The 24,392-nt window shown below is 72.2% G+C and carries 28 protein-coding genes; 12 read left to right on the top strand and 16 right to left on the bottom strand.

Annotated elements, in window-relative coordinates; translation table 11 throughout:
* Positions 1–98 precede the first annotated feature (98 nt).
* Together ACQEUU_RS32990 and ACQEUU_RS32985 are read left to right on the top strand one after the other, a co-directional pair.
* Positions 99–932 carry an AAA family ATPase gene (locus ACQEUU_RS32990; RefSeq protein WP_433073228.1) on the top strand — a complete coding sequence of 278 codons (834 nt, stop codon included), beginning with the start codon at positions 99–101 and terminating at the stop codon, positions 930–932.
* Entirely contained in the window at positions 932–2,284 is a 1,353-nt protein-coding gene (locus tag ACQEUU_RS32985; protein WP_433073225.1) for a vWA domain-containing protein, read from the top strand. Before ACQEUU_RS32990 ends, ACQEUU_RS32985 begins: the two co-directional genes overlap by 1 nt.
* Before the next feature lie 20 nt (positions 2,285–2,304).
* Here ACQEUU_RS32985 and ACQEUU_RS32980 read toward each other — a convergent pair whose 3' ends face one another.
* The gene (locus ACQEUU_RS32980) at positions 2,305–3,069 is read right to left on the bottom strand and encodes a nuclease-related domain-containing protein (protein WP_433073222.1); all 765 of its coding nucleotides are present in this window, start codon (positions 3,067–3,069) and stop codon (positions 2,305–2,307) included.
* 173 nt (positions 3,070–3,242) lie between these two features.
* On the opposite strand from ACQEUU_RS32980, the gene ACQEUU_RS32975 reads away from it, so the two are divergent.
* Positions 3,243–3,881 carry a TetR/AcrR family transcriptional regulator gene (locus ACQEUU_RS32975; RefSeq protein ID WP_433073219.1) on the top strand — a complete coding sequence of 213 codons (639 nt, stop codon included), beginning with the start codon at positions 3,243–3,245 and terminating at the stop codon, positions 3,879–3,881.
* Here the strand turns inward: ACQEUU_RS32975 and ACQEUU_RS32970 are convergent.
* Genes ACQEUU_RS32970 through ACQEUU_RS32960 form a run of 3 tightly spaced genes read right to left on the bottom strand, consistent with a single transcriptional unit; the run spans position 3,837 to position 7,287 of the window.
* Positions 3,837–4,901: an acyl-CoA dehydrogenase family protein gene (locus ACQEUU_RS32970; protein ID WP_433073216.1), complete on the bottom strand. Its 1,065-nt coding sequence runs from the start codon at positions 4,899–4,901 to the stop codon at positions 3,837–3,839. The two genes, ACQEUU_RS32975 and ACQEUU_RS32970, sit on opposite strands and share 45 nt — an antisense overlap.
* A complete protein-coding gene (locus ACQEUU_RS32965; RefSeq protein WP_433073213.1) occupies positions 4,898–6,061 on the bottom strand; it encodes an acyl-CoA dehydrogenase family protein in 1,164 nt (387 codons plus the stop codon). Before ACQEUU_RS32965 ends, ACQEUU_RS32970 begins: the two co-directional genes overlap by 4 nt.
* Positions 6,062–6,084: 23 nt before the next feature.
* Positions 6,085–7,287, bottom strand: coding sequence for an acyl-CoA dehydrogenase family protein (locus tag ACQEUU_RS32960; RefSeq protein ID WP_433073210.1), 1,203 nt, complete (start codon positions 7,285–7,287; stop codon positions 6,085–6,087).
* A 105-nt stretch (positions 7,288–7,392) separates the two neighbouring features.
* Here ACQEUU_RS32960 and ACQEUU_RS32955 point away from each other — a divergent pair, with 105 nt between their 5' ends.
* Complete coding sequence (locus ACQEUU_RS32955; RefSeq protein WP_433073207.1) at positions 7,393–7,971, top strand: GNAT family N-acetyltransferase; 579 nt, start codon at positions 7,393–7,395, stop codon at positions 7,969–7,971.
* Here the strand turns inward: ACQEUU_RS32955 and ACQEUU_RS32950 are convergent.
* The 6 genes from ACQEUU_RS32950 to ACQEUU_RS32925 form a co-directional block, all read right to left on the bottom strand.
* Positions 7,961–8,221 carry a hypothetical protein gene (locus ACQEUU_RS32950; protein WP_433073204.1) on the bottom strand — a complete coding sequence of 87 codons (261 nt, stop codon included), beginning with the start codon at positions 8,219–8,221 and terminating at the stop codon, positions 7,961–7,963. The two genes, ACQEUU_RS32955 and ACQEUU_RS32950, sit on opposite strands and share 11 nt — an antisense overlap.
* On the bottom strand, positions 8,218–9,102 hold the full coding sequence (locus ACQEUU_RS32945) for a DMT family transporter (protein WP_433073201.1): 885 nt from the start codon (positions 9,100–9,102) through the stop codon (positions 8,218–8,220). Before ACQEUU_RS32945 ends, ACQEUU_RS32950 begins: the two co-directional genes overlap by 4 nt.
* 135 nt (positions 9,103–9,237) lie before the next feature.
* Positions 9,238–9,612 (bottom strand): VOC family protein, encoded by a 375-nt coding sequence (locus ACQEUU_RS32940; protein ID WP_433073198.1) that lies wholly within the window; start codon positions 9,610–9,612, stop codon positions 9,238–9,240.
* Between the two features lie 46 nt (positions 9,613–9,658).
* Positions 9,659–11,809 carry an accessory Sec system translocase SecA2 gene (secA2, locus tag ACQEUU_RS32935; RefSeq protein WP_433073195.1) on the bottom strand — a complete coding sequence of 717 codons (2,151 nt, stop codon included), beginning with the start codon at positions 11,807–11,809 and terminating at the stop codon, positions 9,659–9,661.
* Positions 11,810–11,961: 152 nt separating this feature from the next.
* Entirely contained in the window at positions 11,962–12,927 is a 966-nt protein-coding gene (locus ACQEUU_RS32930; RefSeq protein ID WP_433073192.1) for a DMT family transporter, read from the bottom strand.
* 331 nt (positions 12,928–13,258) lie between these two features.
* Positions 13,259–13,855, bottom strand: a complete 597-nt coding sequence (locus ACQEUU_RS32925; RefSeq protein WP_433073189.1) for a nucleotidyltransferase — start codon at positions 13,853–13,855, stop codon at positions 13,259–13,261.
* Positions 13,856–13,935: 80 nt separating this feature from the next.
* Here ACQEUU_RS32925 and ACQEUU_RS32920 point away from each other — a divergent pair, with 80 nt between their 5' ends.
* Positions 13,936–14,421 carry a DUF1360 domain-containing protein gene (locus ACQEUU_RS32920; protein WP_433073187.1) on the top strand — a complete coding sequence of 162 codons (486 nt, stop codon included), beginning with the start codon at positions 13,936–13,938 and terminating at the stop codon, positions 14,419–14,421.
* A 42-nt stretch (positions 14,422–14,463) separates the two neighbouring features.
* Here the strand turns inward: ACQEUU_RS32920 and ACQEUU_RS32915 are convergent, their stop codons facing one another.
* Positions 14,464–15,417, bottom strand: a complete 954-nt coding sequence (locus ACQEUU_RS32915; RefSeq protein WP_433073185.1) for a TIGR03557 family F420-dependent LLM class oxidoreductase — start codon at positions 15,415–15,417, stop codon at positions 14,464–14,466.
* 70 nt (positions 15,418–15,487) lie between these two features.
* Here ACQEUU_RS32915 and ACQEUU_RS32910 point away from each other — a divergent pair, with 70 nt between their 5' ends.
* A complete protein-coding gene (locus ACQEUU_RS32910; protein WP_020543887.1) occupies positions 15,488–15,637 on the top strand; it encodes a GPGG-motif small membrane protein in 150 nt (49 codons plus the stop codon).
* A 181-nt stretch (positions 15,638–15,818) separates the two neighbouring features.
* On the opposite strand, the gene ACQEUU_RS32905 is transcribed toward ACQEUU_RS32910, so the two are convergent.
* The 3 genes from ACQEUU_RS32905 to ACQEUU_RS32895 are packed head-to-tail and all read right to left on the bottom strand — an operon-like array spanning position 15,819 to position 17,829.
* The gene (locus ACQEUU_RS32905; RefSeq protein WP_433073181.1) at positions 15,819–16,550 is read right to left on the bottom strand and encodes a metallophosphoesterase family protein; all 732 of its coding nucleotides are present in this window, start codon (positions 16,548–16,550) and stop codon (positions 15,819–15,821) included.
* Positions 16,534–16,782, bottom strand: a complete 249-nt coding sequence (locus ACQEUU_RS32900; RefSeq protein WP_270156857.1) for a BON domain-containing protein — start codon at positions 16,780–16,782, stop codon at positions 16,534–16,536. Before ACQEUU_RS32900 ends, ACQEUU_RS32905 begins: the two co-directional genes overlap by 17 nt.
* 48 nt (positions 16,783–16,830) lie before the next feature.
* Positions 16,831–17,829 carry a DNA topoisomerase IB gene (locus tag ACQEUU_RS32895; RefSeq protein ID WP_433073178.1) on the bottom strand — a complete coding sequence of 333 codons (999 nt, stop codon included), beginning with the start codon at positions 17,827–17,829 and terminating at the stop codon, positions 16,831–16,833.
* A 56-nt stretch (positions 17,830–17,885) separates the two neighbouring features.
* Between ACQEUU_RS32895 and ACQEUU_RS32890 the strand changes: the two genes are divergently transcribed.
* From ACQEUU_RS32890 to ACQEUU_RS32880, 3 genes are all read left to right on the top strand, one after another.
* Positions 17,886–18,143: a hypothetical protein gene (locus tag ACQEUU_RS32890; protein ID WP_433073175.1), complete on the top strand. Its 258-nt coding sequence runs from the start codon at positions 17,886–17,888 to the stop codon at positions 18,141–18,143.
* Positions 18,144–18,151: 8 nt separating this feature from the next.
* Entirely contained in the window at positions 18,152–19,165 is a 1,014-nt protein-coding gene (locus tag ACQEUU_RS32885) for an SDR family oxidoreductase (protein ID WP_433073172.1), read from the top strand.
* A 136-nt stretch (positions 19,166–19,301) separates the two neighbouring features.
* Positions 19,302–21,128 carry a transketolase gene (locus ACQEUU_RS32880; protein WP_433073169.1) on the top strand — a complete coding sequence of 609 codons (1,827 nt, stop codon included), beginning with the start codon at positions 19,302–19,304 and terminating at the stop codon, positions 21,126–21,128.
* 93 nt (positions 21,129–21,221) lie between these two features.
* On the opposite strand, the gene ACQEUU_RS32875 is transcribed toward ACQEUU_RS32880, so the two are convergent.
* Positions 21,222–21,608, bottom strand: coding sequence for a ChaB family protein (locus ACQEUU_RS32875; RefSeq protein WP_433073166.1), 387 nt, complete (start codon positions 21,606–21,608; stop codon positions 21,222–21,224).
* An 18-nt stretch (positions 21,609–21,626) separates the two neighbouring features.
* A complete protein-coding gene (locus tag ACQEUU_RS32870; RefSeq protein WP_270156851.1) occupies positions 21,627–21,908 on the bottom strand; it encodes a DUF6458 family protein in 282 nt (93 codons plus the stop codon).
* Between the two features lie 37 nt (positions 21,909–21,945).
* On the opposite strand from ACQEUU_RS32870, the gene ACQEUU_RS32865 reads away from it, so the two are divergent.
* From ACQEUU_RS32865 to ACQEUU_RS32855, 3 genes are all read left to right on the top strand, one after another.
* Positions 21,946–22,455, top strand: a complete 510-nt coding sequence (locus ACQEUU_RS32865) for a shikimate kinase (protein WP_433073162.1) — start codon at positions 21,946–21,948, stop codon at positions 22,453–22,455.
* A 12-nt stretch (positions 22,456–22,467) separates the two neighbouring features.
* Positions 22,468–23,022, top strand: a complete 555-nt coding sequence (locus ACQEUU_RS32860) for a GNAT family N-acetyltransferase (protein WP_433073159.1) — start codon at positions 22,468–22,470, stop codon at positions 23,020–23,022.
* A 110-nt stretch (positions 23,023–23,132) separates the two neighbouring features.
* Positions 23,133–24,374 (top strand): protein kinase domain-containing protein, encoded by a 1,242-nt coding sequence (locus tag ACQEUU_RS32855; RefSeq protein ID WP_433073156.1) that lies wholly within the window; start codon positions 23,133–23,135, stop codon positions 24,372–24,374.
* Positions 24,375–24,392: the final 18 nt, after the last annotated feature.

Genomic DNA, 24,392 nt, shown 5'->3' with positions numbered 1-24,392 from the left:
GCGGGGATGAATATACCGGTGAATCGCAGGCTGGTCGAATCGGTTGGACGCGGACGTATCCGGCTAGAATAAAGTTCGGCCAGCAGACAGGAGCCTTGATGTTCGCCTCCCCCGCCGACGTGACCGAGCGGCTCGCCGCCGTCGACTACCTCTCCGACGACGCCATCTCCACCTCGGTGTTCCTGGCCGCCGCGCTCGGCAAGCCGCTGCTCGCGGAGGGGCCCGCGGGCGTCGGCAAGACCCAGCTGGCCAAGGCGGTCGCCCAGGCCACGGGGGCCGCCCTGATCCGGCTCCAGTGCTACGAGGGCCTGGACGAGGCGCGGGCGCTGTACGAGTGGAACTACAAGAAGCAACTGCTGCGCATCCAGGCCACCAGCGCCGACCACGACATCTTCACCGAGGAGTTCCTGCTGGAGCGGCCGCTGCTCAAGGCCATCAGGACCGAGGAGCCGACCGTGCTGCTCATCGACGAGATGGACAAGGCCGACGTCGAGGTCGAGGGCCTGCTGCTGGAGCTGCTCTCCGACTTCCAGGTGACGATCCCGGAGCTGGGCACCATCACCGCGCGGCGCAGGCCGTACGTCGTGCTGACCTCGAACGCCACCCGCGAGCTGTCGGAGGCGCTCAAGCGGCGCTGCCTCTACCTGCACATCGAGTACCCGACGCCGGAGCGCGAGCGGGACATCGTGCTGGCGCAGGTGCCGGAGCTGCCGGCCGACCTGGCCGAGCAGCTCGCCCGCACGGTGGCGACGCTGCGGGCGCTGGAGCTGAAGAAGGCGCCGTCGGTGGCCGAGACCGTCGACTGGGCCCGCACGCTGCTGGCGCTCGGGCGGGCCGAGCTGGACGAGCAGACGGTGGCGGGCACGCTCGGCGTGGTGCTCAAGCACAACTCCGACCACGAGCGCGCCGTCAAGGAACTCGGGCTGGCCTGATGTCGCTCGTCGACAGGCACGTCGGGTTCGTGCACGCGCTGCGGGACGCGGGGCTGCCCGTCTCGCTGGCCGAAGGGCTGGACGCGGCGCGGGCGCTGCGGGTGATCGACCTGGTCGAGCGGGAGTCGCTGCGCGAGGCGTACGCGGCCACGCTGGTGAAGAAGCCGGCCTACCGGCCGGGTTTCGACGTGCTGTTCGACCTGTGGTTCCCGCCGGCGATCAGCGGCCTGCGGCAGCGCGAGGAGGTGGACCTGGAGCAGGCTCCGGTCGCCGAGCTGCGCGAGCACCTGGCCGGCCTGCTGGTGGACGGCACGGAGATCGAGCTGCGCGCGTTCGCCCGCGCCATGGTGGACCGCTTCGGCAGGCAGGAGGCGCAGCCGGGCCGGCAGAACTGGTTCTCCTACAGCGTGCTGCGCGCCCTGTCGCCCGAGACGCTCATGGCCGGGATCCTGCGCGAGGTGCTCACCGGGCGGGAGCGCGGCGGGCTGGCCGAGAAGACCGCCAGGCAGCGGGTGAACTCGGGCATCCGGCGGTTCGAGGAGGCGGTGACCGCCGACGTGCGCCGCCGCATCGCCGAGGACTCCGGCATCGAGAAGATCTCCCGCTCGGCCGTGCGGCCGCCCCTCGACCAGATCGACTTCCTGCGCGTCACCAAGGCCGACCTGTCCAGGCTGCGCCGCGAGGTGCACCCGCTGGCCCGCAGGCTGGCCGCGCGGCTGACGATCAAGCACAGGAAGGGCCGGCGCGGGCGGCTGGACTTCCGCCGCACCGTGCGGGCCTCGCTGCAGAGCGGCGGCGTGCCGATGGACATCCACGTCAAGCCGCCCCGGCCGCACAAGCCGGAACTGGTCGTCCTCTGCGACACCAGCGACTCGGTGTCGTCGTTCGCGCACTTCACGCTGCTGCTCACGTACGCCCTGCGCGAGCAGTTCACCAAGGTGCGGGCGTTCGGGTTCGTCGACACGGTGGACGAGATCACCCGGTTCTTCCAGCCGGGCGCCGACGTCGTGGACGCGATGGCCCGGCTCGCGAACGAGGCCGACATGGTGCGCTTCGGCCGCACCAACTACGGCCACGCGCTCGAGACCTTCGCCGAGCGCTACGGCGACGCGATCGGGCCCAAGACCTCGCTGCTCATCCTCGGCGACGCGCGCTCCAACTACCAGCCGCCGGCCCTGGAGGTGCTGAGGTCGCTGACCGGCAGGGCCCGGCACGCGTACTGGCTGAACCCGGAGCCGCGCCGGCAGTGGGACACCGGCGACTCGATCGCCACCGAGTACGGCTCGGTGGTGCCGATGCACGAGTGCAGGAACGTGGCCCAGCTCGCCGCGTTCATCGAGGACCTCGCCTGACCGCGAGGTCCGGACGCGATCTAGACGCGCTGCAGTTCGCGGGCGGCGGTGCGGGCCAGCAGCTCGATCTGCGCCGCGTCCAGCAGGGCGGTCCGGTTGGCCCTGATGTGCTTGGCCGCCAGCCGGGGCTTGAGCAGGGTGAGGCCCTCGGCCGTGAGCGTGCCGCCGCGCGGCAGCATGCCGCAGTGGACGGCGATCAGCGGACGGATGACGACCTCGATGCCGGTCTCGCGGCTGAGCAGCTCGGCGAACGCCGTCGCGGCGGCGGTCTGCTGGTTGGCCGTCTTCGTGCCGTACTTCTCGCCGAAGAAGAGCCTGCCGCCGTACGAGGCGATCTCGGTGTCAGGGCTCCACGACTCGTTGTCGACGATCCACACCCCGCCCGGCCCGATGACCAGGTGGTCGATGGACGCCTGGTCCCTGATGGCGCGGCCGTCGAGCACGCGGTAGCCCTGCCGGCCGAGCGCGCGCCGCAGCAGCCTGCCCGTGATGACCTCGCCGCGCCGCCTGCCCCGCCACACGGCGGTGGCCCGGAACGAGCGCCAGTCGAGCCACCAGTCGACGCCCGCGACGACGCCGCCGAGGGCCAGGCCGCAGAGGGCGGGCACCGGCAGGCCGAACCGGAGCGCGAGCGCGAACCCGGCGACGGCCCCCACCGCCGCCTTGAGAATCCGGGAGCGGCGCCGGCTCTGGGCCCCCTCCCGCCAGAACTTCTCGTACCACCACTGCGGAGAAGACCCCGTGAACTTCTCGTCCTGCTGCACGTAGATAGAGCCACCGGGCACGGCAAACTCCCCGAATGAAGATGTCGTTCCATTACGGGATCTGCCACTCCGAAGATCCCTCGCCGCTAAAAGAGATACCCCATGCCGAAGGAAGGTGAGCCTAAGGTGACGTAATTGGTACCTCAAGGACCGCACTCAAGACGTTCGACCGACCAGTCGGTACGCTTGCTCCCGTGAGAGATGAACCGGTACGCCGGCGGCTCCTGGCCGAGGCCACCAGGCTCTTCGCCGAACAGGGCTTCGAGAGCACGTCGGTGCAGGAGATCGTCGTCGCGGCGGGCGTCACCAAGGGCGCCATGTACCACTACTTCGACTCCAAGGACGACCTGCTGCACGAGATCTACGCCAGGGTCCTGCGCATGCAGATGGACCGCCTGACGCAGATCGCCGACAGCGGCGGCACAGTGGTCGAGCGGTTGCACCGGGCGGCGGCCGACGTGGTGGAGACCACGACGGACAACCTCGACGACTCCAAGATCTTCTTCCGGTCGATGCACCTGCTGGCCCCCGAGACCCGCAAGACCGTGCGGGCCGAGCGCCGCCGCTATCACGAGCGCTTCCGCGCCCTGGTGCTGGAGGGCCAGCGCGAAGGCGTGTTCAGCGACCGGGTGCCGGCCGAGCTGGTCGTCGACTACTTCTTCGGCTCGGTCCACCACCTGGGCACCTGGTTCCACGCGGACGGGCCGCTGACCGGCGCCCAGGTGGGCGAGCACTTCGCCGACCTGCTGCTCACCTCACTCGGGTCAGGACGACCCGGTGAGCACGGGTCAGGACGACCCGGCGAGCTCGGGGCCGGGCACCCCGGCCAGTGAGGCCAGCGCCTCCCGGTGGTCGCCGGGCGTGCCGAGCGCGACCTCGGCCGACTTGGCGCGCTTGAGATACAGGTGCAGCGGGTGCTCCCAGGTCATGCCGATGCCGCCGTGCAGCTGGACCGCCTCCTCGGCGGCGTGTACGGCCACGCCCGCGTTCCACGCCTGGGCCACGGCGACGGCGGTCGGCGAGCCCTCGGCCACGGCGTTGCGGGCGGCGGCGCGGGCGCGCACCACGTCCAGCCACAGGTCGGCCAGCCGGTGCTTGATCGCCTGGAAGGAGCCGACCGGCCGGGCGAACTGGTGACGCTCCTTGACGTAGGCGAGCGTGGTGTCCAGGCACCACTGCGCGACCCCGTACTGCTCGGAGGCGAGCAGCCCGGCGCCGAACCGCAGCACGTCCGCCAGGTCCACGTCGCCCACGCGGGTGGCGTCCGCGCCGTCGAGCGTCACGGTGGAGACCGGCCGGGTCAGGTCGAACGAGGTCGTCGCCCGCACCTCGGCGCCCTCCACGAGGTACAGGCCGCCGCCGGCCGGGACGAGCAGCACGTCGGCCACGTCGGCCCCGGCGACGCCGGTGACCGTGCCGGACAGCGTCCCGCCGTCCGGCGCCCGCACCGACGCGCCGCGCTCCGGCCGGTACGGGGACGCGGCGAACGACACCGCCAGCGCGGCCGTCGAGCGGCCGTCGGCCAGCCGTTCGAGCAGCTCGCCCGCGTCCGCCTGGACGAGCGCGTACGTGGCCAGCACGGAACTGGTGAAGAACGGCACCGGGGCGATGCCGCGGCCCAGCTCCTCCAGCACGACCGCGGCCTCGCTGGCGGACGCGCCCGCGCCGCCGTACTGCTCGGGGACGAGCAGCCCCGCCACGCCGATCTCCCCGGCCAGCGTCTTCCACAGGTCCGGGTCGTACGGACGCGACTCGGCGCGCTTGAGCACCGCGGCCGGCGGGCAGCGGTCGGCGAGCAGGTCGCGCACGGCGGCCCGGAGCTCCTCCTCGACCTCGGAATAGAGCAGGCTCATCGCGGCAGGTCCTTCCAGGGCACGTCCTTGTCGATGCGGGGTTCGGAGGGCAGGCCGAGCACCCGTTCGGAGATGATGTTGCGCAGGATCTCCGAGGTGCCGCCCTCGATCGAGTTGCCCTTGGCCCGCAGGTAGCGGTAGCCGGGGCCGCGGCCGTAGAAGTCGATGCTCTCGGAGCGGCGGAAGGCGTAGTCGTCGTAGCCGAGGTCGCGCAGGAACTCCATCTCCAGGCCGGTCAGCGCCTGGTTGAGCCTGGCGAACGACAGCTTCATGCCGGAGCCCTCAGGCCCCGGCTGGCCGGCCGCGAGCTGCTCGCGCAGCCGCGCGCCCGACAGGCGGGTCACCTCGGCCTCCACCCAGAGCGACAGCAGCCGCTGGTGCAGGTCGTGGGTGCGCAGCTCGGGGTGCTCGCGCCAGGAGCGCAGCACGCCGCCGACCATGCCGGCGCCCCGGCCGCCACCGCCGCCGCCGATGGCCACCCGCTCGTTCATGAGCGTGGTCTGCGCGACCCGCCAGCCGTCGCCGACGGCGCCCAGCCGCAGGTCGTCGCCGAGCCGCACGCCGGTCAGGAACACCTCGTTGAACTCGGCCTCGCCGGTGATCTGCCGCAGCGGCCTGACGTCGACCCCCGGCGCGTGCATGTCGCAGACGAAGTACGTCAGGCCGCGGTGCTTGGGCACGTCGGGGTCGGTGCGGGTGACCAGGATGGCCCAGCGGGCGTGGTGGGCGCCGGACGTCCACACCTTCTGCCCGTCGACCACCCACTCGTCGCCGTCGCGTACCGCCCGGGTGGCGAGCGTGGCCAGGTCGGAGCCGGCGCCGGGCTCACTAAAGAGCTGGCACCAGATCTCCTCGCCGGTCCACAGCGGCCGCAGGAAGCGGCGCCTCTGCTCGTCGGTGCCGAAGGCCAGGATGGTGGGCGCGGCCATGCCCAGGCCGATGCCCTGCACGCCGCCGTCGATCTGCGGGGTGCCGGCCAGCTCGCGCTCCACGACCGCCTGCATGTCACGGGAGAGTCCCAGGCCGCCGAGCCCTTCGGGGAACCAGACCCAGGCCAGGCCGGCGTCGAACCTGGCGCGCAGGAACTCCAGCCGGTCGCCCGCCGGGTCGTTCTCGCTCAGGAACGCGGCCACGCGCTCCTTGAGCCGTGCTTCGTCCACTCCAGCTCCTGTCGTCGGGGGGATCACATGTACTGCTTGAGCTCGCGGTAGGCGAGCGACCGCTTGTGCACCTCGTCCGGCCCGTCGGCCAGGCGCAGCGAGCGGGCCCCCGCCCAGAGCGCGGCCAGCGGGAAGTCCTGGGACACGCCGCCCGCGCCGTGCACCTGGATGGCCTTGTCGAGGATCCGTTCCACGGTGATCGGGGTGGAGATCTTGATGGCCTGGATCTCGGTGTGGGCGCCCTGGTTGCCGACGGTGTCCATCAGCCAGGCGGTCTTGAGCACGAGCAGGCGCAACTGCTCGATGCTGACGCGGGACTCGGCGATCCAGTCCTGTACCACGCCCTGCCGGGCGATCGGCTTGCCGAACGTGGTCCTGGCCAGCGCCCGGCGGCACATCAGCTCGACGGCGCGCTCGGCCATACCGATCAGGCGCATGCAGTGGTGGATGCGGCCGGGGCCGAGCCGGGCCTGGGCGATGGCGAAGCCGCCGCCCTCCTCGCCGATGAGGTTGTCCACCGGGACCCGGACGTCCTCGAAGACGATCTCGGCGTGCCCGCCGTGGTCGGCGTCGTCGTAGCCGAAGACCCGCATGCCGCGCTCGATGCGCATGCCGGGGGTGTCGCGCGGCACCAGGACCATGCTCTGCTGACGGTGCTTGGGCGCCTCGGGGTCGGTCTTGCCCATCACGATGAAGATCTTGCAGGTGGGGTTCATCGCGCCGGAGATGAACCATTTGCGACCGTTGATGACGTACTCGTCGCCGTCGCGCACGATCGAGGTGGCGATGTTGGTGGCGTCGGAGGAGGCCACGTCGGGTTCGGTCATCGCGAACGCCGAACGGATCTCGCCGTCGAGCAGCGGCCGCAGCCACTCCCGCCGCTGCCACTCGCTGCCGAACATGGAGAGGACCTCCATGTTGCCGGTGTCGGGCGCGGCGCAGTTGGTGGCCACCGGCGCGAGGTGCGGGCTGCGGCCCATGATCTCCGCGAGCGGCGCGTACTGCAGGTTGGTGAGCCCGGCGCCGTGGTCACCCGGCAGGAACAGGTTCCACAGGCCGCGTTTCCTCGCCTCGTCCTTCAGGTCCTCGATAAGGGGCGGGACGCCCCAGCCGCTCGCCCTGACCTGCTCCTCGAAGGCAGGCTCGGCCGGGTGGACGCATTCGTCCATGAACCGCAGCAGCCGCCCGCGCAGCTCCTCGGTGACGCTGTCGAAAGCGAAGTCCATGCCGCGAGCCTACCGACCGGCCGGTATGCCTGTCGACAGTGGTCGCCCGCAAAACCCGCCAGGTGGCCCTCTCCGGTACGAACCGGCCCCTCTAAGGTCGGCGCCATGACCGCGAACCTTCCCGCACCCGTGGTGCTCGAAAACGACGTCGTCCGGCTGGAGCCGCTGACCCTCGCCCACGTGCCCGACCTCTTCGCCGCGGGCGGCGGGGACGACGAGGTGTGGCGGTGGATGCCGATCGCCACCCCGCGCACCGAGGAGGACCTGGCGACGGCCGCCCGAGCCCTGATCGACGACGACAAGCACGTGCCGCTGGCCGTGGTGCGTCAGGAGAGCGGGCGGGCGATCGGCTGGACCGCGTACTGCGACGTGCCGGGGTTCGACGAGAGCGTCGAGATCGGCTGGACCTGGTACGGCCGCGCCCACTGGCGTACGGCCGTGAACACCTCCTGCAAGCTCCTGCTCATCGACCACGTCTTCGACAAGCTCGGCCACAACCGGGTGCTGCTCAAGACCGACGCGCTCAACCTGCGCTCCCAGGCCGCCATCAAGCGGATCGGCGGCCTGCACGAGGGCACGCTGCGCCGTCACCGCCTCAGGCCGGACGGCACCTGGCGCGACACGGCCTGCTTCGGCATCCTCGACGAGGAGTGGCCGGCCCACCGAGCCCGGCTCACCGGCTGACCCCCGGCCGCCCGCCGTCCTCGCCACCCCCGCCGGACCCGTCGCTCGGGTCGGCGGGGTCGCGGTGGAGCATGCCGGCCAGGAGCTCGCGCACGCCGGCGCGCAGGTCGTCCGGGGACGGTTCGGCGCCCGCGCCGGCGATCGTGTCGAAGATGACGCGCGGGTGCGGGCCACGCTTGGACGTGGACCCCGGCAACCCGGTCGCCGTGGCCCTGCGCGACACCGCGATGTCGCCGGCCACGCGGCTCACACCCGATCTGATGCTGCGGTCAACGGACGAGCTTCTACGGTGGCGGCCACCGGCGCCGGCCGCGAGTGGTCCGGTGCCAGACGGCCGAGCGTGATCGTGCCGGCGATGGTCAGCGCCGCCGCGCACAGCGCCGGGATCGCGGCGGACGGGCCGGTCGGCAACGGCTCGCCGAGCAACAACACCCCGGCCGTCACCGAGGTGATCGGGTCGACCACCTGCACGCCCGCGTAGGCGATGCCGAAGTAGCCGACCGCGTAGGAGCGCTGCAGCAGCACCACCGCCAAGATCAGCAGCACCGGCACGGCCAGTGTGAACCAGTGGACCAGGCGCCCGAGGTCGCCCTCCAGGCCGCCGCCCACCACCCGGACGAACGTCGACACGCCGGCCGTGACCACGCCCGCGCCGATCGCCAGCAGCATCGCCCTGGCCGGCCCGCGCACCCGGGTGGCGGCGACCTGGCTGACCAGGGCGATCAGCAGGATCACGCCGATGAACCCGAGCGCCGCGCCGTCGCTCAGCCGGGGGACGGCGTCGCCGTGCGGGACCAGCATCATCAGCCAGAGCAGGCCCACGACCACGGCGATCGACCCGAGGATCTCCGCCCGGTACGGTCTGCGGCCGTGCAGGAAGGCGGCCAGCGGCACCGCGAACACCAGCGTGGCCACGCTGATCGGCTGCACCGCCACCAGCGGCGCGAAGCTCAGCGCGACCGCGTGCAGGCACGCGCCGGTGAGCCCGATGGCGCCGCCGATCCACCACCTCGGGCGCCGCATCAAGGTGAGCGAGGCGCCCGCGGACACGGCCTCGTACTGCTGCAGCGCCGCACCCAGCGCGTATCCGAGAGCACCCGCCAGCGCGATGAGCACGCCGATCCAGGTCATGGGCGCCCGCGCCGGGGAAGAGGTCCTTGGAGCATTGCTCCAGCCTAGGGCGTACGCACCACGACCGAATCATCCTTTCGGACATTCTTCCCCCGGTCGGGCGGGGCCCCGCGGGTCGGCCTGAAGATCAGGACGTCAGGAGCGCTCGGGGCAGACGCAGAACGCGTGGCCCTCCGGGTCCAGCAGCACGACCCAGCTCACGCCCTCGTCGGTGACGCCGGGCTGGAACTCCGGCTTGGTGGCGCCCAGCCCGAGGTACTCCTCCACCGCCTTGTCCACGTCGGGCACCCGGAAGTCGAGGTGGAACTGCTTGGCGGCACTGGGCCACGGGACGGGTTCGCGGCCGGGCACCCGGCCGAAGTAGAGGGTGGTGGTGCCGTCGCCCACCCCGGCGTACTCGTCCTCGGCGTGCAAGATGGGCAGCCCGGTCACCTGGTGGTAGAACTCGGCCAGTTTCTTCGGCTCCGCGCAGTCGATGCTGGTGGCGAGGAGCTTCGCTTTCGTCGTCATGCACCCAGCGTCCCAGCCGTACCTGCCATCCTCTGTCAGGTACGGATCATGTACGCGCGGAGCCGCCCTTGACCCGCTTGAGAATGCGGTCCCACTCGGTGCCGAACGGGTTGTCCTGCACCAGGTAGGTCCAGGTGGCCTCGGGCCGCCTCAGGTCGGGCTCGGGCGCCTCGAACGCCTCCAGGGAGCGCCGCTCGATCTCCGCCTGCAGCGACTTGTACTCGGCCACCGCCTCCCGGTGGAACTCGTCGATCGGGCTCATCCGGCCCAGCGCCCGCAGGTGGATGCCCTCGCGCAGGTCGTGCAGGAAGGCCAGGTGCTCGGTCCAGCAGGTGTCGATGGCGTGCAGCACGATCTGCCGGGCGGTCTCCTCGCGGGTGTCCTCCGGCAGCGCCGCCCACCGCTCGGGGTCGGACTCGGCCAGCGCGCGGGCGGCCGAGTCGGTGTGGAGCACCTTGTCGCGCCACTCCAGGATGAGCTCGCGCTGCTGCTCCAGCAGGCGGGTGTAGCGCCAGGTGTTGCGGTGGATCTCCAGGTTGACGCCCTCGGCCACGCGCTGGGCGTGGCCGACGATGTAGGCGGCGCGGCGGTGGCGCACCCGGCCGTCGGGGTCGGCGGCGGGTGGCCGCTCGTCTGCGGCGAACTGGGTGACCAGCCCGTCGTCGAGGCCGACGAAGAACACCGAGCCGCCCGGGTCGCCCTGGCGCCCGGCCCGGCCGCGGAGCTGGTCGTCCAGACGGCTGCTGGCATGGCGGCCGGAGCCGATCACGTACAGGCCGCCCAGCTCGGCGACGCCCTCGCCGAGGCGGATGTCGGTGCCGCGGCCGGCCATCTGGGTGGACACGGTGATCGCGTCGCGCTCACCGGCCCTGGCGATGATGGCGGCCTCCTCGGCGTCGTTCTTGGCGTTGAGCACCACCGGGTCGAGGCCGCGGCGGCGCAGCAGCGTGGCGAGGCTCTCCGACTCGGCCACGTCGAGCGTGCCGATGAGGATCGGCCGGCCGGTCTCGTGCACCCGCTGGATCTCCTCGACCAGCGCGGTCTCCTTCTCCGCCGCCGTCGGGTAGATCCGGTCGGGCTCGTCCTCGCGGACGCACGGCCGGTTGGACGGGATCACCGCGACCTTCAGCCCGTAGAACTCGCCGAGCTGCTCGCTCACCGCGACGGCCGTGCCGGTCATGCCGCACACCCTCGGGTAGCGCTTGATCAGGCCCTGGACGGTGATCGAGTCGAGGATCTCGCCCTTGTCGCTGGCGGGCAGCGCCTCCTTCGCCTCGACGGCCGCCTGCAGGCCGTTGGGCCAGCGCTGCAGCACCGCCACGCGGCCGCGCGACGGGTTGATGAGCTGCACCTTGCCCTCGCGCACGATGTAGTCGACGTCGCGGCTGAGCAGGGCGTGGGCGTGCAGGGCCAGGTTGAGCTCGATCAGCGTGCCGGGCTCGTTCTCGTCGTAGAGCTCGACCTCCAGCAGCTTCTCCACGGTCTCGGCGCCCTTGGGCGTCAGGTAGACGTTGCGGGCCTGGTCGTCGATCTCGTAGTGGTAGCCGCGTACGAGCGTGCGGACCAGCGCGGCCATCTCCGGCACCGTGTCGCCCGCGTCGGACGAGCCCGCCATCACCAGCGGCACCTTGGCCTCGTCGACCAGGACCGAGTCGGCCTCGTCGACCAGCGCCACCTCCGGCTCCGGCACGATCAGCTCGCCCGCGTCCGTGCGCAGCCGGTCGCGCAGCACGTCGAAGCCGATCTCGCTGACCGGCCCGTAGGTGACGTCCCTGGCGTACGCCTCGCGCCGTTCGGCGGGGGTGGAGTTCTGGTCCAGCCAGCCGACGGTGACCCCCATGGCCTCGTAGAAGGGGGCCATCCACTCGGCGTCGCGCCTGGCGAGGTAGTCGTTGACGGAGATCACGTGCACCCGCCTGCCCTGCAGGGCGTAGCCGGCGGCCGCCATGGCGCCGGACAGCGTCTTGCCCTCGCCGGTGGCCATCTCCGCGATCTTCCCGTCGAGCAGGGCGAGCGTGCCGATCAGCTGCACGTCGTACGGACGAAGCCCGAGCGTGCGGTCGGCGGCCTCCCTGGCGATGGCGCAGAACCCGGCGAGGTCGCTCATGTCGGGCGCGGGGAGCTCGTCGAGCGCCTTGACCCGGTCGGCGCGCTCGGCCGCGGCCTTGACGACCTTCCGGTACGGGCTCAGGCTCACCCCTCCGGGGCGGTCCAGAAGGTTTCTGACGATTCCTGTAATCGAGGCCACAGTTCCTCCAACGCGCGCTTCGCCGGCACCGTTCCCCTCGCGCCCGCGCGGAGCGGTCCGCCGTACGGACCCTAACCCATCCGGCGGACCGCACCCGCCCGCTACTCCCGGCGCGCCCGCCAGGCCGGGACGACCCCGGCCAGCAGCAGCAACGCGCACCCTGCCCAGCCCGAGGGGCCTGGCCGCTCACCGAGCAGCACCACCCCGACCAGGGCCGCGAAGGCCGCCTCGCCGAGGGAGACGATGGCGACGGTGGTGGCGCTCAGCGTGCCGAGCGCGCGGAAGAACAGCCCGTAGGCCAGCGCGGTGGGCACCGCGCCGAGGAAGACGAGCAGGGCCGCGCTCTCCCAGCCGAGCCGCGGCAGCACGCCGCCGGCCAGCGCGAACGGCAGCACGCACGCCGCCCCCACGAGGAACCCGACGGCCGCGGTGACCAGCGGGCTGCCCGGCTCGGCCGCCGTGCCGCGCCGCCGTGACAGCAATGTCACCCCGGCGTACCCGAAGGCCGACAGCATCGCGTACCCGGCGCCCGCGAGCGGATCGCCCGGCACGGCGGCCGCCTCGGGTCCCGCCGTCCCGGCGAGCACCGGATCGGGGTCGAGAGGGGCGGGGTTCTCTCCTGGGGAGCCCGCCACCAGCAGGGCCAGGCCCGTCAGGGCGGCCAGGAGTGCGGCGAGTCCCGGGACGCCCAGACGCTCGCGGAGGAAGAGCCGCCCGCCGAGAGCGGTGAACACCGGGGTCGCGCCCATGGTGATCACGGTGGCCACCGCGACCCCGGACCCCGCGATGGCGGCGAAGTAGGCCGCCTGGTAGACGGCCATGCCCGCGCCCACCACGAGCACGTGCCCGCGGAGGTCGCGGTCCAGCAGCGACCGCGCGGCGCCGAGCAGGGGGCCGAGCAGGGGGAGGAGGAAGGCGGCGCCGAGCAGGAAGCGCCAGAAGGTGACGTCGAGGGCGTCGAGGCCGCCCGCGGCGAACAGCAGGGATCCCGCCGCGCCGCCGGTGCCCCACGCCGCCGCGGCCGTGACCACGTACCCGGTGGCACGCCGGATGGACAGTTGGGTCATGACAGATCGCTCCGGATGGGAGTGGTGGAAAAGGGCCCGTAGGCGGGCAGCAGCCACCCCCGGATCGGTCAGACCCGGAAAATCAGGAAACGCCGCCCGCTAGTGGGCGGGCGGCGGGGAGCAGATGATCAGTCGCGGCACGGGGCCCACCTTAGCGCCGGCGGCGGGCGCGGTTCATCCGGAAATCGCACAGAGAGCCCGGAGAGCCCGGAGAGCCCGGAGAGCCCGGCACCCCGGGAGCGGGGCGCCGGGCTCGGACCACATGATCATTTGGAATCGGGCACGAAAATGCCGCGTCCCCCGTGACGCGGCCCGCAGCGGTGTCCGTGGCTCACGGCCAGGAGGTGTCTCCCGCGGGCTCGATCGGCGACTCCAGCACGCCGAGCCGTTCGAGCAGCGTCAGGAAGGTGGCCGCGTACGGCGAGGACCCGGTCACCGCGGCGACCCGGCCCCAGTCGACCTGCTCCCGCAGCGCCCGCACCTGGGGCAGCAGCGCGCCGTAGTCGCAGGCGTGCTCCGACAGCGGCATGAGCCAGGAGATCACCAGGTCCGTCGCCTCCAGGACGGGCACGATCACCGCCGACGCCTTCATCGGCTCCGCCCGGTCCAGCAGCTCGTCGGTGACCTCCCGGTCCGACACCCGGAAGATCAGGTCCACCAGCTTGCCGTCGTCGTACGCCTTGACCAGCCAGTCCTCCGGTGGCTTGGCCGTCTGGAACCCGATGTTCCGCAGCGCGTCGAGGGCCGCGGGGACGTCGTGCTCGGTGATCACGAAATCCACGTCGTGCAGGGACGGCGCCGCGCCCCGCGCGTACGCGGCGCACCCTCCCGCGAGCGCGAACTTGACGTTCGCGTCCTTCAGTCCGGAGCTCGCCCGTTTGAGCGTGTCAAGGATGGCGTCAGTGACTTCATGGCTGTGACTGCTCATGAAAGGCGGCTACCCTCACGATCGCCGAATAGGCCTGCTCTGACGCGTAGAATGACGGGTTCTGGGTAGCGCGCCGACCCATGACGGAGTTCCTGGAGAAGACCGAGCAGGAGTACGAGGGCGAGCACGACAGGCCCTTGCGCACCTACGCCCGCATCATCGGCGTGTACGGGACGGTCGTGGCGGCGGCGACCGTGGCCGCGAAGCTCACCGGCAGGCGTCCGCCGGAGCGGATAGGACTGATGGACGTGGGCCTGATGGCGGCCTGCACCCACAAGCTGTCGCGCCTGCTGGCCAAGGACCCCGTCACCAGCCCGATCAGGGCGCCGTTCACCCGCTTCGAGGGGGTGAGCGGGCCGTCGGAGCTGAAGGAGGAGCCGCGCAACACCGTGGGCGAGCTGGTGAGCTGCCCGTTCTGCATCGCGCAGTGGGCCGCCACGGGATACGCCATCGGCCTGGTCTTCGCGCCCCGGGCGACGAGGCTGGCCGGGGCGGCGATGACGGCCGTCGCCGCCTCCGACTGGCTGCACCTCGCGTACGCCAAACTCGTGAAGTCCAGCTCGTGAAAGTCCGGCCGTGAGAGCCGGGCTCACGAAGAGCCCGGCCCGCTAGCGCACCCGGGGCAGCACCTCCCGCGCGTAGAAGTCGAAGAACGCGTCCTGCTCCGGCCCGATCTGCCCCACGTACACCTCGTCGAAGCCGGCCTCCACGTACGCGCGCAGAGCCTGCGCGTGCACCTCGGGGTCGGGGCCGCACGGGCTGCCGCCCACGGCCTCCTCCTCCGTCACCGACTCGGCGAGCTGCTCGAAGTGGCGGGGCAGCGGCAGGATCTGGGACGCCTCCCCCTTGATCCCCTGGGTGGGCCAGAGCCGGTGCACGGTACGCCGCGCGCTCGCCTCGTCGGCCGCGTAGCAGGCCTTGAGCCCGCCCACCGCCGGCTTGCCCGAACCCCCCGACTTGTGGAACAGCTCGACGGACTCGGCGCTGGGCCGGGTGGTGACGAAGCCGTCGCCGATCCGTCCGGCCAGCTCGGTGGAGATCTCCCCGAGACCTGAGACGTAGACGGGCGGCGGCTCGTCGGGCAGCGTGTAGAGCCTGGCCGTGTCGACCTGGTAGTGACGGCCCCGGTGGGAGACGAGCTTGCCGGTCCACAGCTCGCGCATGAGCCCGACGGCCTCCTCCAGCATCTCCCGCCGCTCGGCCGCGGGCGGCCAGCGTGACTCGATGACGTGCTCGTTGAGCGCCTCGCCGGTGCCGACGCCGAGCCGGAACCGGCCGCCGGTGATGGCGGCGCTGGTGGCCGCCGCCTGCGCCACGATCACCGGGTGGACGCGGACCAGCGGGCAGGTCACGGCCGTGGCGATGGGGAGCGAGGTGGCCTCGGCCAGCGCGCCGATGACCGTCCACACGAACGGTGACTGGCCCTGGGCGTCCAGCCAGGGGTGGAAGTGGTCGGAGATCCACAGGGACTCGAACCCGGCGCGCTCGGCGGCCTTGGCCTGCCGGACGAGCTCCTGGGGACCGTGTTCCTCCGCGGACAGCAAGTAGCCGAAAGTCGTCATGAATTTTTCCTGCCCGAGGTCGAACAGGAAAACATGTTAAAGGGTCCACCACGCGGGCAGTAGCGGAGGCATGGCTACTTTGCTCTGGATCATCGCAGTGATTCTCGTCATCGCCGGCATCTATGTGATTCTGGCCCGTCGCGATCTCCTCTGGGGGATCGTCCTGATCGTTCTGGGGTTCCTGGTCGGCCCTGGCGGGGTCAGCATCTTCAATGTGTAGGGCGTTTGCGGACGCCCCACACGCCCGTTCATTGGGCCGGTGGTTATGCCGGCCCAATGAATTGTCATAGATAAAGACGGAGTTGTACCTATTGAAGCCCTTCCCGGGACGGCCCCGGGAAGGGCTTCTGCTTCGGCCGCGCCGGTGAACCCGGCGCCGGGTTCGCCGGCGCCGGGGGCGGTCAGTCGCCCGACAGGCGGTAGACGGCGTACGCGGCGCCGAGCACCGGCAGGGCGACGTTACGCACCCGGATGCCGCCGGAGGTCATGCCCTTCTCGGAGCCCTTGTGCGCGTGACCGTGCAGGATGAGGTCGGCGCCCGCCGTGTCGACCGCCTCGGCGAGCAGGTAGCTGCCCAGGAACGGGTAGATCTCCAGCGGTTCGCCTTCCAGCGTCTCCTTGATGGGCGAATAGTGCGAGAGCACCACCTTGCGGTCGGCGTCCATCTCCTTGAGCGCCTTCTGCCAGGACTCCGCGATCAGCCGCGTGTGCCGGACGAAGTTCTTGGTCTCGCGCTCGCCGAACTCGCTGGCGCACTTGCCCGCGAACCCGCCGCCGAAGCCCTTGCCCCCGACCACGCCCAGCCGGGTGCCGGGGCACTCGATGACGACGCCTTCGTCGTTGAGTACGATGACGCCGGCGTCGCGCAGCTCGCCGGCGATCTCGTGCTGCAGGTCGGAGTGGTAGTCGTGGTTGCCGAGCACGGCCACGACGGGGATCGGCAGGTCGCGCAGCTCGTCGGCCACCACCCTGCCCTCCGCCAGGGTGCCGTGCCGGGTCAGGTCGCCGGCCACCATGAGGATGTCCGCGCGCTCGTCGATCCCGTCCAGGCTCTTGCGGTACTGGCCGCGTACGTCCTCACCCAGGTGGATGTCTCCCACGGCCGCGATGCGCACCTCAGTCAAGTCGCTCATCCTCTCCTGGCCGGTTGACCTCGACGACGTTGATCTCGTTGTGCACGCGCAGATCCGGGGCGATCTCCCGTGCCACCTCGCCGAGCCGTTCACGCTGTTCGGCGCCGCTCACCTGGCCGCGCAGGAACAGCTGATCGCCTCTGACGTCGACGCGGATGCCCAGCTCGTGCGTGCGGACGTCCTCGGCCAGCGCCGCCTGGACGCGGGCCGCGACGTACTGCGGAGCTTCCATCGCTTTCCTCCCTTTACTCTTTGCCGCGCATGCCCGGCAAAGAACCGCTCAAACGGTACGAAGGAGGCGGATGACGGCCCGTTCCACCTCACCGTGGGTGGCGAGCTTGCCGAAGTCCACGTCGGCGCCCAGTTCGGTGAGCGCGTGGGAGATCGTCCTGCCCTCCTCGTACGCGGTTATCACCCGCGGATCCACGTACGACGCCCGCGCCACGGCGGGGGTGTTGCCGAGATACTCGGCGACCTCCTGGACCACCCGGCTCACGGCCCGCTTCCTGGCCGTGTCGCTGTCGGCCATGCGGGAGACGGCCAGCCCGACGGCGGCCAGCACCGTGCCGTGCCAGGTGCGGAAGTCCTTGGCCGTGAACTCGCCGATGGTCTCGCGCAGGTACTCGTTGATGTCCTCGCTGCGCACGTCCACCCAGCCGTTCTCGCCCTGGTAGCGCAGCAGCTCGCCCTCGGCGCGCAGCGCCTTCAGCGCCCTGACGACCCGGCAGGCGCCCGGGTCGGCCACCTCGACCTCGCGGGGCACGTCGCCCTTGGCGGGGTACGAGCACGTGATCGTGCCGCGGCCGCAGGCCACGTGCTCCATCCGCAGGGTGGCCAGGCCATAGCTGTCGTAGCCCTCGCCGCCGACGCGGAAGAAGCCGACGTCGAGCAGCCGCGCCGCGGCGGCGAGCACCCGCTCCTTGGTCAGCTTGCGCCCCTTGAGCTGCTCGTCGACGCTCTTCCTGAACGCGGGCAGCCGCTCGGCCAGCTCCAGCACCCGGTCGAACTTGGCCTCGTCCTGCCGCTGCCGCCACACGTCGTGGTAGCGGTACTGGCGGCGCCCGGCCGCGTCGGTGCCGACCGCCTGGAGGTGCCCGTGCGGGGAGGCGCAGATCCACACGTCGGTCCACGCGGGCGGGATGGTCAGGGCCCTGATCCTGGCCAGCGTCGCCGGGTCGCGGATCGTCTCGCCTCGCGGACCGTGGTAGCTGAATCCCCGGCCTCTCCGGCGCCGGGTGATCCCGGGCTCGTTCGGGTCGCTGGGACGCAGGTCGGGCACGCCCGCCGGGCTACCCGCCGCGTTAAAGGGCAAACGGCCAGGGCAGGTGAGTTCGCATGAGTGAAGACAAGAATTGGTCCGAGACCAAGGACAAGAAGGGCCATGCGATGGTGCCCGCCACACCTCGCGACGTGGCCCACATCCGGGTCGGCTCCTTCATCCTGGTGTTCCTGTTCGCCTTCGCGGTGCTCGGCGTCATCTCCCGGGCCTGGATCATGACGGGGATCGCCATCGTGCTCGCGATCCTCACGGCGGTCGACATCGCGCTCGCCGTCCGCCGGCAGAAGAACCGCGACGTCGGAGAGGCGGGCTGATCACCCCCATGGCTCCCCACATCCTCCAGGACAGGGTGGTCGTCGTCACGGGCGCGAGCGGCGGTGTGGGCCGGGCGGTGGTCCGCGAGCTCGGCGCCAAGGGCGCCAAGGTGGCGCTGGTCGCCCGCGGCGCCGTGGGGCTCGGCGCGGCGGCGGTGGACGTCGGCGCGGCCGGCGGCATCGGCCAGGTGTACGAGGCGGACGTCGCCGACTACGAGCAGGTGCGCAAGGCCGCCGAGCGGATCGAGGCCGAGCTGGGGCCGATCGACGTGTGGATCAACGCGGCGTTCTCGTCGGTGTCCGCCCGGTTCACCGACATCTCCCCCGAGGAGTACGAGCGCACGACCGCGGTCACGTACCTGGGGTACGTCTGGGGGACCAGGGTGGCCCTCGACCTGATGCGGCCGAGGAACCGGGGCACGATCGTGCAGACGGGCTCGGCCCTGGCGCACCGGTCCGTCCCGCTGCGGTCGGCGTACTGCGGGGCCGAGCACGCCATCCGGGGCTTCACCGAGTCGCTCCGCACCGAGCTGCTGGCCGAGCGGAGCGGCATCCGGGTCACCACGGTCCAGCTCCCCGCGATGAACGCGCCCCGCCTCGGCTGGACGCCGTCCGAGCCGGGCGGCCGTCCGCGGCCGAAGCCCCCGGTCCACCAGCCGGAGGTGGCCGCCCGGGGCATCGTGCACGCGGCCGCGCACCCGGAACGCAAGGAGTACTGGGTCGGCGCCGGGACCACGGCCGTCCTCCTGGCCCAGCGCGTCGCCCCCGCCCTGGTCGACCACTACCTGGCCAGGACCGCCGGCCGGGCGCAGCAGTCCGAAGAGCAGCCCGCCGGCGATGCCGCGAACCTGTGGGAGCCGGTCGAGGAGGTCCCCGGCCATGGCGACGACTCCGGCCACCGCCATCCGCACGCGCGCAGCCTCCAGCTGTGGCTCTCCCAGCATCGCCGCGCGGTCCTGCTCACCCTGGCGGCCGGCGGCGCGGTGGCGGCCGCGGCCGTGACCAGGAAGTCCTCCCCCTGAGAGAACCGGTTCTTTTCACAGAACGGCCGTTCCCCGGACAGCGGAACGGCCGTTTCGCGCTCTCCGCGCGGGACCGGGCCCGCGATTCGCCCATTCCCCCACGGGTAGACGCCCCCGGAAACGATCGGAGGGAACCATGGCTGAGCAAGATCTGCGGTTTCTCGGCGAGCTGGCGGCGCAACTGCGCGTCGACTCGGTGAGAGCCGCCGCCGAGGCGGGTTCCGGCCACCCGACGTCGTCGATGTCCGCCGCCGATCTGATGGCGGTGCTCCTCGCCCGCCATTTGCGCTACGACTTCGAGGACCCCGGCAACCCGGCGAACGACCATCTCATCTTCTCCAAGGGCCACGCCTCGCCTCTGCTGTACTCCCTGTTCAAGGCGGCGGGCGTGATCACCGACGACGAACTGCTGTCGTTCCGGAAGCGCGGCAGCCGCCTGGAGGGGCATCCGACGCCCAGGCTGCCCTGGGTGGACGTGGCCACCGGCTCGCTCGGCCAGGGCCTGCCCGTCGGGGTCGGCGTCGCGATGGCCGGGCGGCTGGAGCGCGGACCGTACCGGGTGTGGGTGCTGTGCGGCGACAGCGAGCTGGCCGAAGGCTCCATCTGGGAGGCGGCGGAGCAGGCCGGCGACACGGGGCTGGACAACCTGACGCTGATCGTGGACGTCAACCGCCTGGGCCAGCGCGGGCCCACCCGGCACGGCTGGGACACCGGGGCGTACGCGCGCAGGTTCGGCGCGTTCGGCTGGCACACGATCGAGATCGACGGGCACGACCCCGGCCGGATCGACGAGGCGCTGGAGCAGGCGCGCGGCACTCGCGGCCGGCCCGTCGCCATCCTGGCCGCGACCCGCAAGGGCGCGGGCGTGCGGGCGGTCGAGGATCGCGAGGGCAAGCACGGCAAGCCGCTGAAGGACCCGGACGTGGCCGTCGCGGAGCTCGGCGGCCGGCGCGACCTGCGGGTGACGGTGCGCCGCCCGGAGCGCTGGGCCGAGCCGCGGCGGTTCGAGGGCGGCGAGCTGGTCGTCCCCGAGTACAAGGTCGGCGACCGGGTGGCGACCAGGAGCGCGTACGGCGAGGCCCTGGCCGCTCTGGGCGCCGCGCGCGGCGACGTGGTGGCGCTCGACGGCGAGGTCGCCGACTCGACCAAGGCCGAGGAGTTCGCGCACGCGTTCCCCGAGCGGTTCTTCGAGCTGTACATCGCCGAGCAGCAGCTCGTCGCCACCGCCATGGGCATGGCCACGCGCGGCTGGGTCCCGTACGCGGCCACCTTCGCCGCCTTCCTCACCAGGGCGTACGACTTCATCCGGATGGCCGCGGTGAGCCGGTCGCCGATCCGGCTGGTCGGCTCGCACGCCGGGGTGTCCATCGGCGAGGACGGCCCGTCCCAGATGGGGCTGGAGGACCTGGCCATGATGCGGGCCGTGTACGACAGCACCGTCCTCTACCCGTGCGACGCCAACCAGGCGGCGGCCCTGACCGTGGAGATGGCGGACCTGGCCGGCGTGTCGTACCTGCGCACCACGCGCGGCGCGACGCCCGTCATCCACCCGCCCGGCGAGCGCTTCCCCGTGGGCGGCTCGCGCGTGCTGCGCCGCTCGCCGTCGGACCGGGCCACGGTCGTCGCCGCGGGGATCACCGTGCACGAGGCGCTGGCCGCCGCCGACACGCTGGCCGACGACGGGGTGCGGGTCGGCGTGCTCGACATGTACTCGGTCAAGCCGATCGACAGGGCGGTGCTGGTGGAGGCGGCGACCACGACCGGCAACCTCATCACGGTGGAGGACCACCGGCCAGAAGGCGGTCTCGGCGACGCCGTGCTGGACGCGGTCTGCGAGCTGGGGCCGCGGGTGGTGAAGCTGGCAGTGCAGGGCATGCCCGGCTCCGCCACGCCGCAGGAGCAGCTCGCCGACGCGCGCGTCGACCGCCACGCCATCGTCGCGGCCGTCAAGGGACTGATCTGAGGGCTCCACCCGGGGCGGCGGGCCGAGCCGAGTCTCCGCATGGGACCGGGCCGGCCGCCTTCCCGGCGACCGGCCCGCCCCACGCGGTGCGGATCAGCGACGCGCCTTGGCGGTCGCCTTCCTGTTGGCCTTCTTGATGGCGTCCACGAGCTCCTGCTTGTTCATCTTCGAACGACCGCTGATGTCCAGCTCGGCGGCCACGCGCCGCAGGTGCTCCTTGCTGGCGTTGGCGTCGACGCCCTCCGCCGTACGTCCCGAGCGGTCCGTCGCGCCCTTGTCCGACGGCCCCTTCTCCGCCTTCGGCTCCCAGTGGTCGCCCACCTTCTCGAAGGAGTGCTTCAGCGCGGAGAAAGCCGTCATGTGGGCGCGCCGGCCCTCGCCGTACGTCTCGACGGCCGAGTCGTGCGCCTTCATCCACGTGTCCTGCGCCTTCTTCGGGGAGCGGCGGACGGTGGACGGGAGTTCCTCTCTGGCCGGCATGCGCGGCCCACCTCCTCCTTACAACGGCGGCTCGTCGTAGCGGCGACGCTCCTCGTACACGGTCGTCCTGCGTGCCTCGGGCTCCTCGTAGATCTCGTGACGATGGACCGGCTCCTCGATGGGGCCGACCGCCCTGCGGGCAACCTGGATCCGGTAGAGCGCGAACAGGAGCCCGACCAGCCCACCGAGCATGATGATCACACCGACGACATTGATGTCCACACCGGCGAGATCGAATTCGACGGCCCACGTCAGGATCGCGCCGAGCATGATGAGGATGATGCTTCCGGCGATGGTCATTTGATTTACCTCCTTGACACGAGGAACCTCTATCCACATGACGAAAATCAAACCCATCGTGGTGATAGGGCTGATGGGAAGCGGTAAAAGCACGGTAGGCCGCCTCATCGCCGGTGCTCTCGGGCTTCCTTTCAGCGACAGCGACCCCTTTCTGAAGGAGAAGTACGGGGGCAGCGCCGCCGAGTTCGCCGCCCGTGAGGGGGTCGACGTGCTGCACGCGCGGGAGGCCGAGCATCTGGTCCAGGAGCTCGCCGGCGAGCCGAAGGTGGTCGCCGCCGCGGCCAGCACGGTGGAGAGCGCGCCGGCCCGAGAGGCGATGCGCGAGGCGCTGGTCATCTGGCTCGACGCGGAGGACGCGGTGCTCGCCGAACGGATGCGCTCCAGTGACCACCGGCCCGGCTTCTCCCCGGCCGACATGCGCGCCCGGCGCGAGGGCCATTTCCGGGAGGTGGCGGATCTGACGTACGACGTGGGCGCGTCGAAACCGGAGGAGGTGCTGGCGGCCGTGTTGCGCGATATCGGCTTGCCCGCCGCCGGCCAGGGCTGATAACCAGGGGCGATGTTCTCCGAGAAACCTGTCCTGACCGGCGAGCGGGTGACGCTGCGGCCGGTCGGGCCCGAGCACGCCGACGGTCTGTACGCGCTGGTCTCCGATCCGGAGGTGCGGCGGCTGACCGGCTCGCACGCCGCCTTCGACCCTGAGGCGTGCCGCCGCTGGTGCGCCACCAGGGGTGACCAGCCCGACCGCCTCGACCTGGCCATCGAGGCCGGCGGCGAGTACGTCGGCGAGGTGGTGCTCAACGAGGTCGACCCGGCCAACCTGTCGTGCAACCTGCGCATCGCGCTGATCGGCGCGCGGGCCTTCGGCAAGGGGTACGGCACCGAGGCCATCGCGCTCACCCTCGGCCACGCCTTCGGCACCACGCCGCTGCACCGGATCAGCCTGGAGGTGTTCGCGTTCAACGACCGGGCCCGGCACGTCTACAAGAAGCTGGGTTTCGTCGAGGAGGGCCGGCTCCGCGACGCCCTGCGCTGGGAGGGCGCCTGGCACGACGCCGTGGTGATGTCCGTGCTGCGGCCCGACTGGCTTTCAAGATCTGACTTCCTGACATAATGATCATCACCCACGGGCTCCCCGAGGCGCGCGGGGGGCCTGTGGTGCCCGGGAGCCCTGCGCAACCAATGCGCGTCCGGCCGCGTCTAAGCCTTCTGATGATGCGTTCGGTGCCTGGCGATCCCGAGAAGCTCGGCGGCTACTGGCTGGCGGGGCGGATCGGCGCGGGCCGGCACGGCGTGGTCTACGACGCCTACGACGACGCCGGCCGCCGCTTCGCGGTCCGGGTCCCGCGCGGCCCGCTCCCCCGCCTCCGGCCCGTGACCCACCCGCACCTGGCCGGCGTGGTCGACGTCCGGCCCGGCGGGCCGTTCCCCTACGTGGTCAGCGAGTACGCGTGCGGGACGTCCCTGCGCGAGGCGGTCGCCCTGCGCGGCCCGTACGCGGGCGAGCAACTGGTCGCGCTGGCCACCGCCGTGGCGTCCGCGCTCTCCTGCCTGCACGCCGCCGGCCTGACCCACGGCGACCTGCGGCCCGGCAAGGTGCTGCTCACCGGCGACGGGCCGAAGGTCGTCTGCCCCGGCGGGCCCGGCGCGGTCGGCTGCGCCCGCACCTACCTCGCCCCCGAGGTCGTCACGGGCACGCGGCCTGGGGCGGCGGGCGACGTGTTCGCCTGGGGGGCGCTGGTGCTGTTCGCGGCCACGGGCGAGGACCCGTTCCGGGGCGGGTCCATGGGCGAGGTCATGCACCGCCTGCTGTCCTGCGACCCGGACGTGACCGTGCTCCCGTGCCGGCTGCGCGACCCGGTGGCGCGCGCCCTGTCCAAGGACCCGGCGTCCCGTCCCGGCGCCGCCGGCCTGCTGATTCCGACGCCGGCCCGGGTGCCGCCGCTGCCTGGGCCGCCCGCCCTGGGCGAGGTGGCGGAGGAGCTGTACGCGTCCTTGACCGCCGGCGATCGGGCCCGGCTGAGGGACCTGCTGGTGGAGCTGGACTCCGGCACGGCGCCGGTCGTCGGCCACGGGCCCGTCGAGCCGGTGATCTCCCGGCTGCTGGAGTCGGGGCTGCTGGTCCGGCCCGGCGTCGCCGTCCCGCCCACCCGCGCGGAGGCCGGCACGCTGGTGGCCGTCACCGGCGACCGCCTGGCCCCGGCCAGCCGCGCGCTCTTCCACGCCTGGCCGCGCCTGCGCGGCTGGCTCGACCAGCCGCGCGAGGAGACCCGCTCCTGGGCGCCGGCCTGCCTCCCACCCTTTCGGCCCCGCCGGCCCGGGTTACGGTGGCCGTCGGCGGCGGCCGTGGCCGCCGCCGCGTTGGCCGCGTCCGTCGCCCTCCGGGACGCCCGCCGGACGGCCGAGCGGCTCGGCGCCGCCTTCTCCCGCCCCCGCTCCCCCTTCCGCCCACACGCCAGACCCTGAACGGGAAGCTCTGCGCGG

This window comes from Nonomuraea sp. CA-218870, assembly GCF_050936535.1.
In the GTDB taxonomy this organism is placed as follows: domain Bacteria; phylum Actinomycetota; class Actinomycetes; order Streptosporangiales; family Streptosporangiaceae; genus Nonomuraea; species Nonomuraea corallina.
This window is presented reverse-complemented; position numbering and strand designations above follow the sequence as displayed.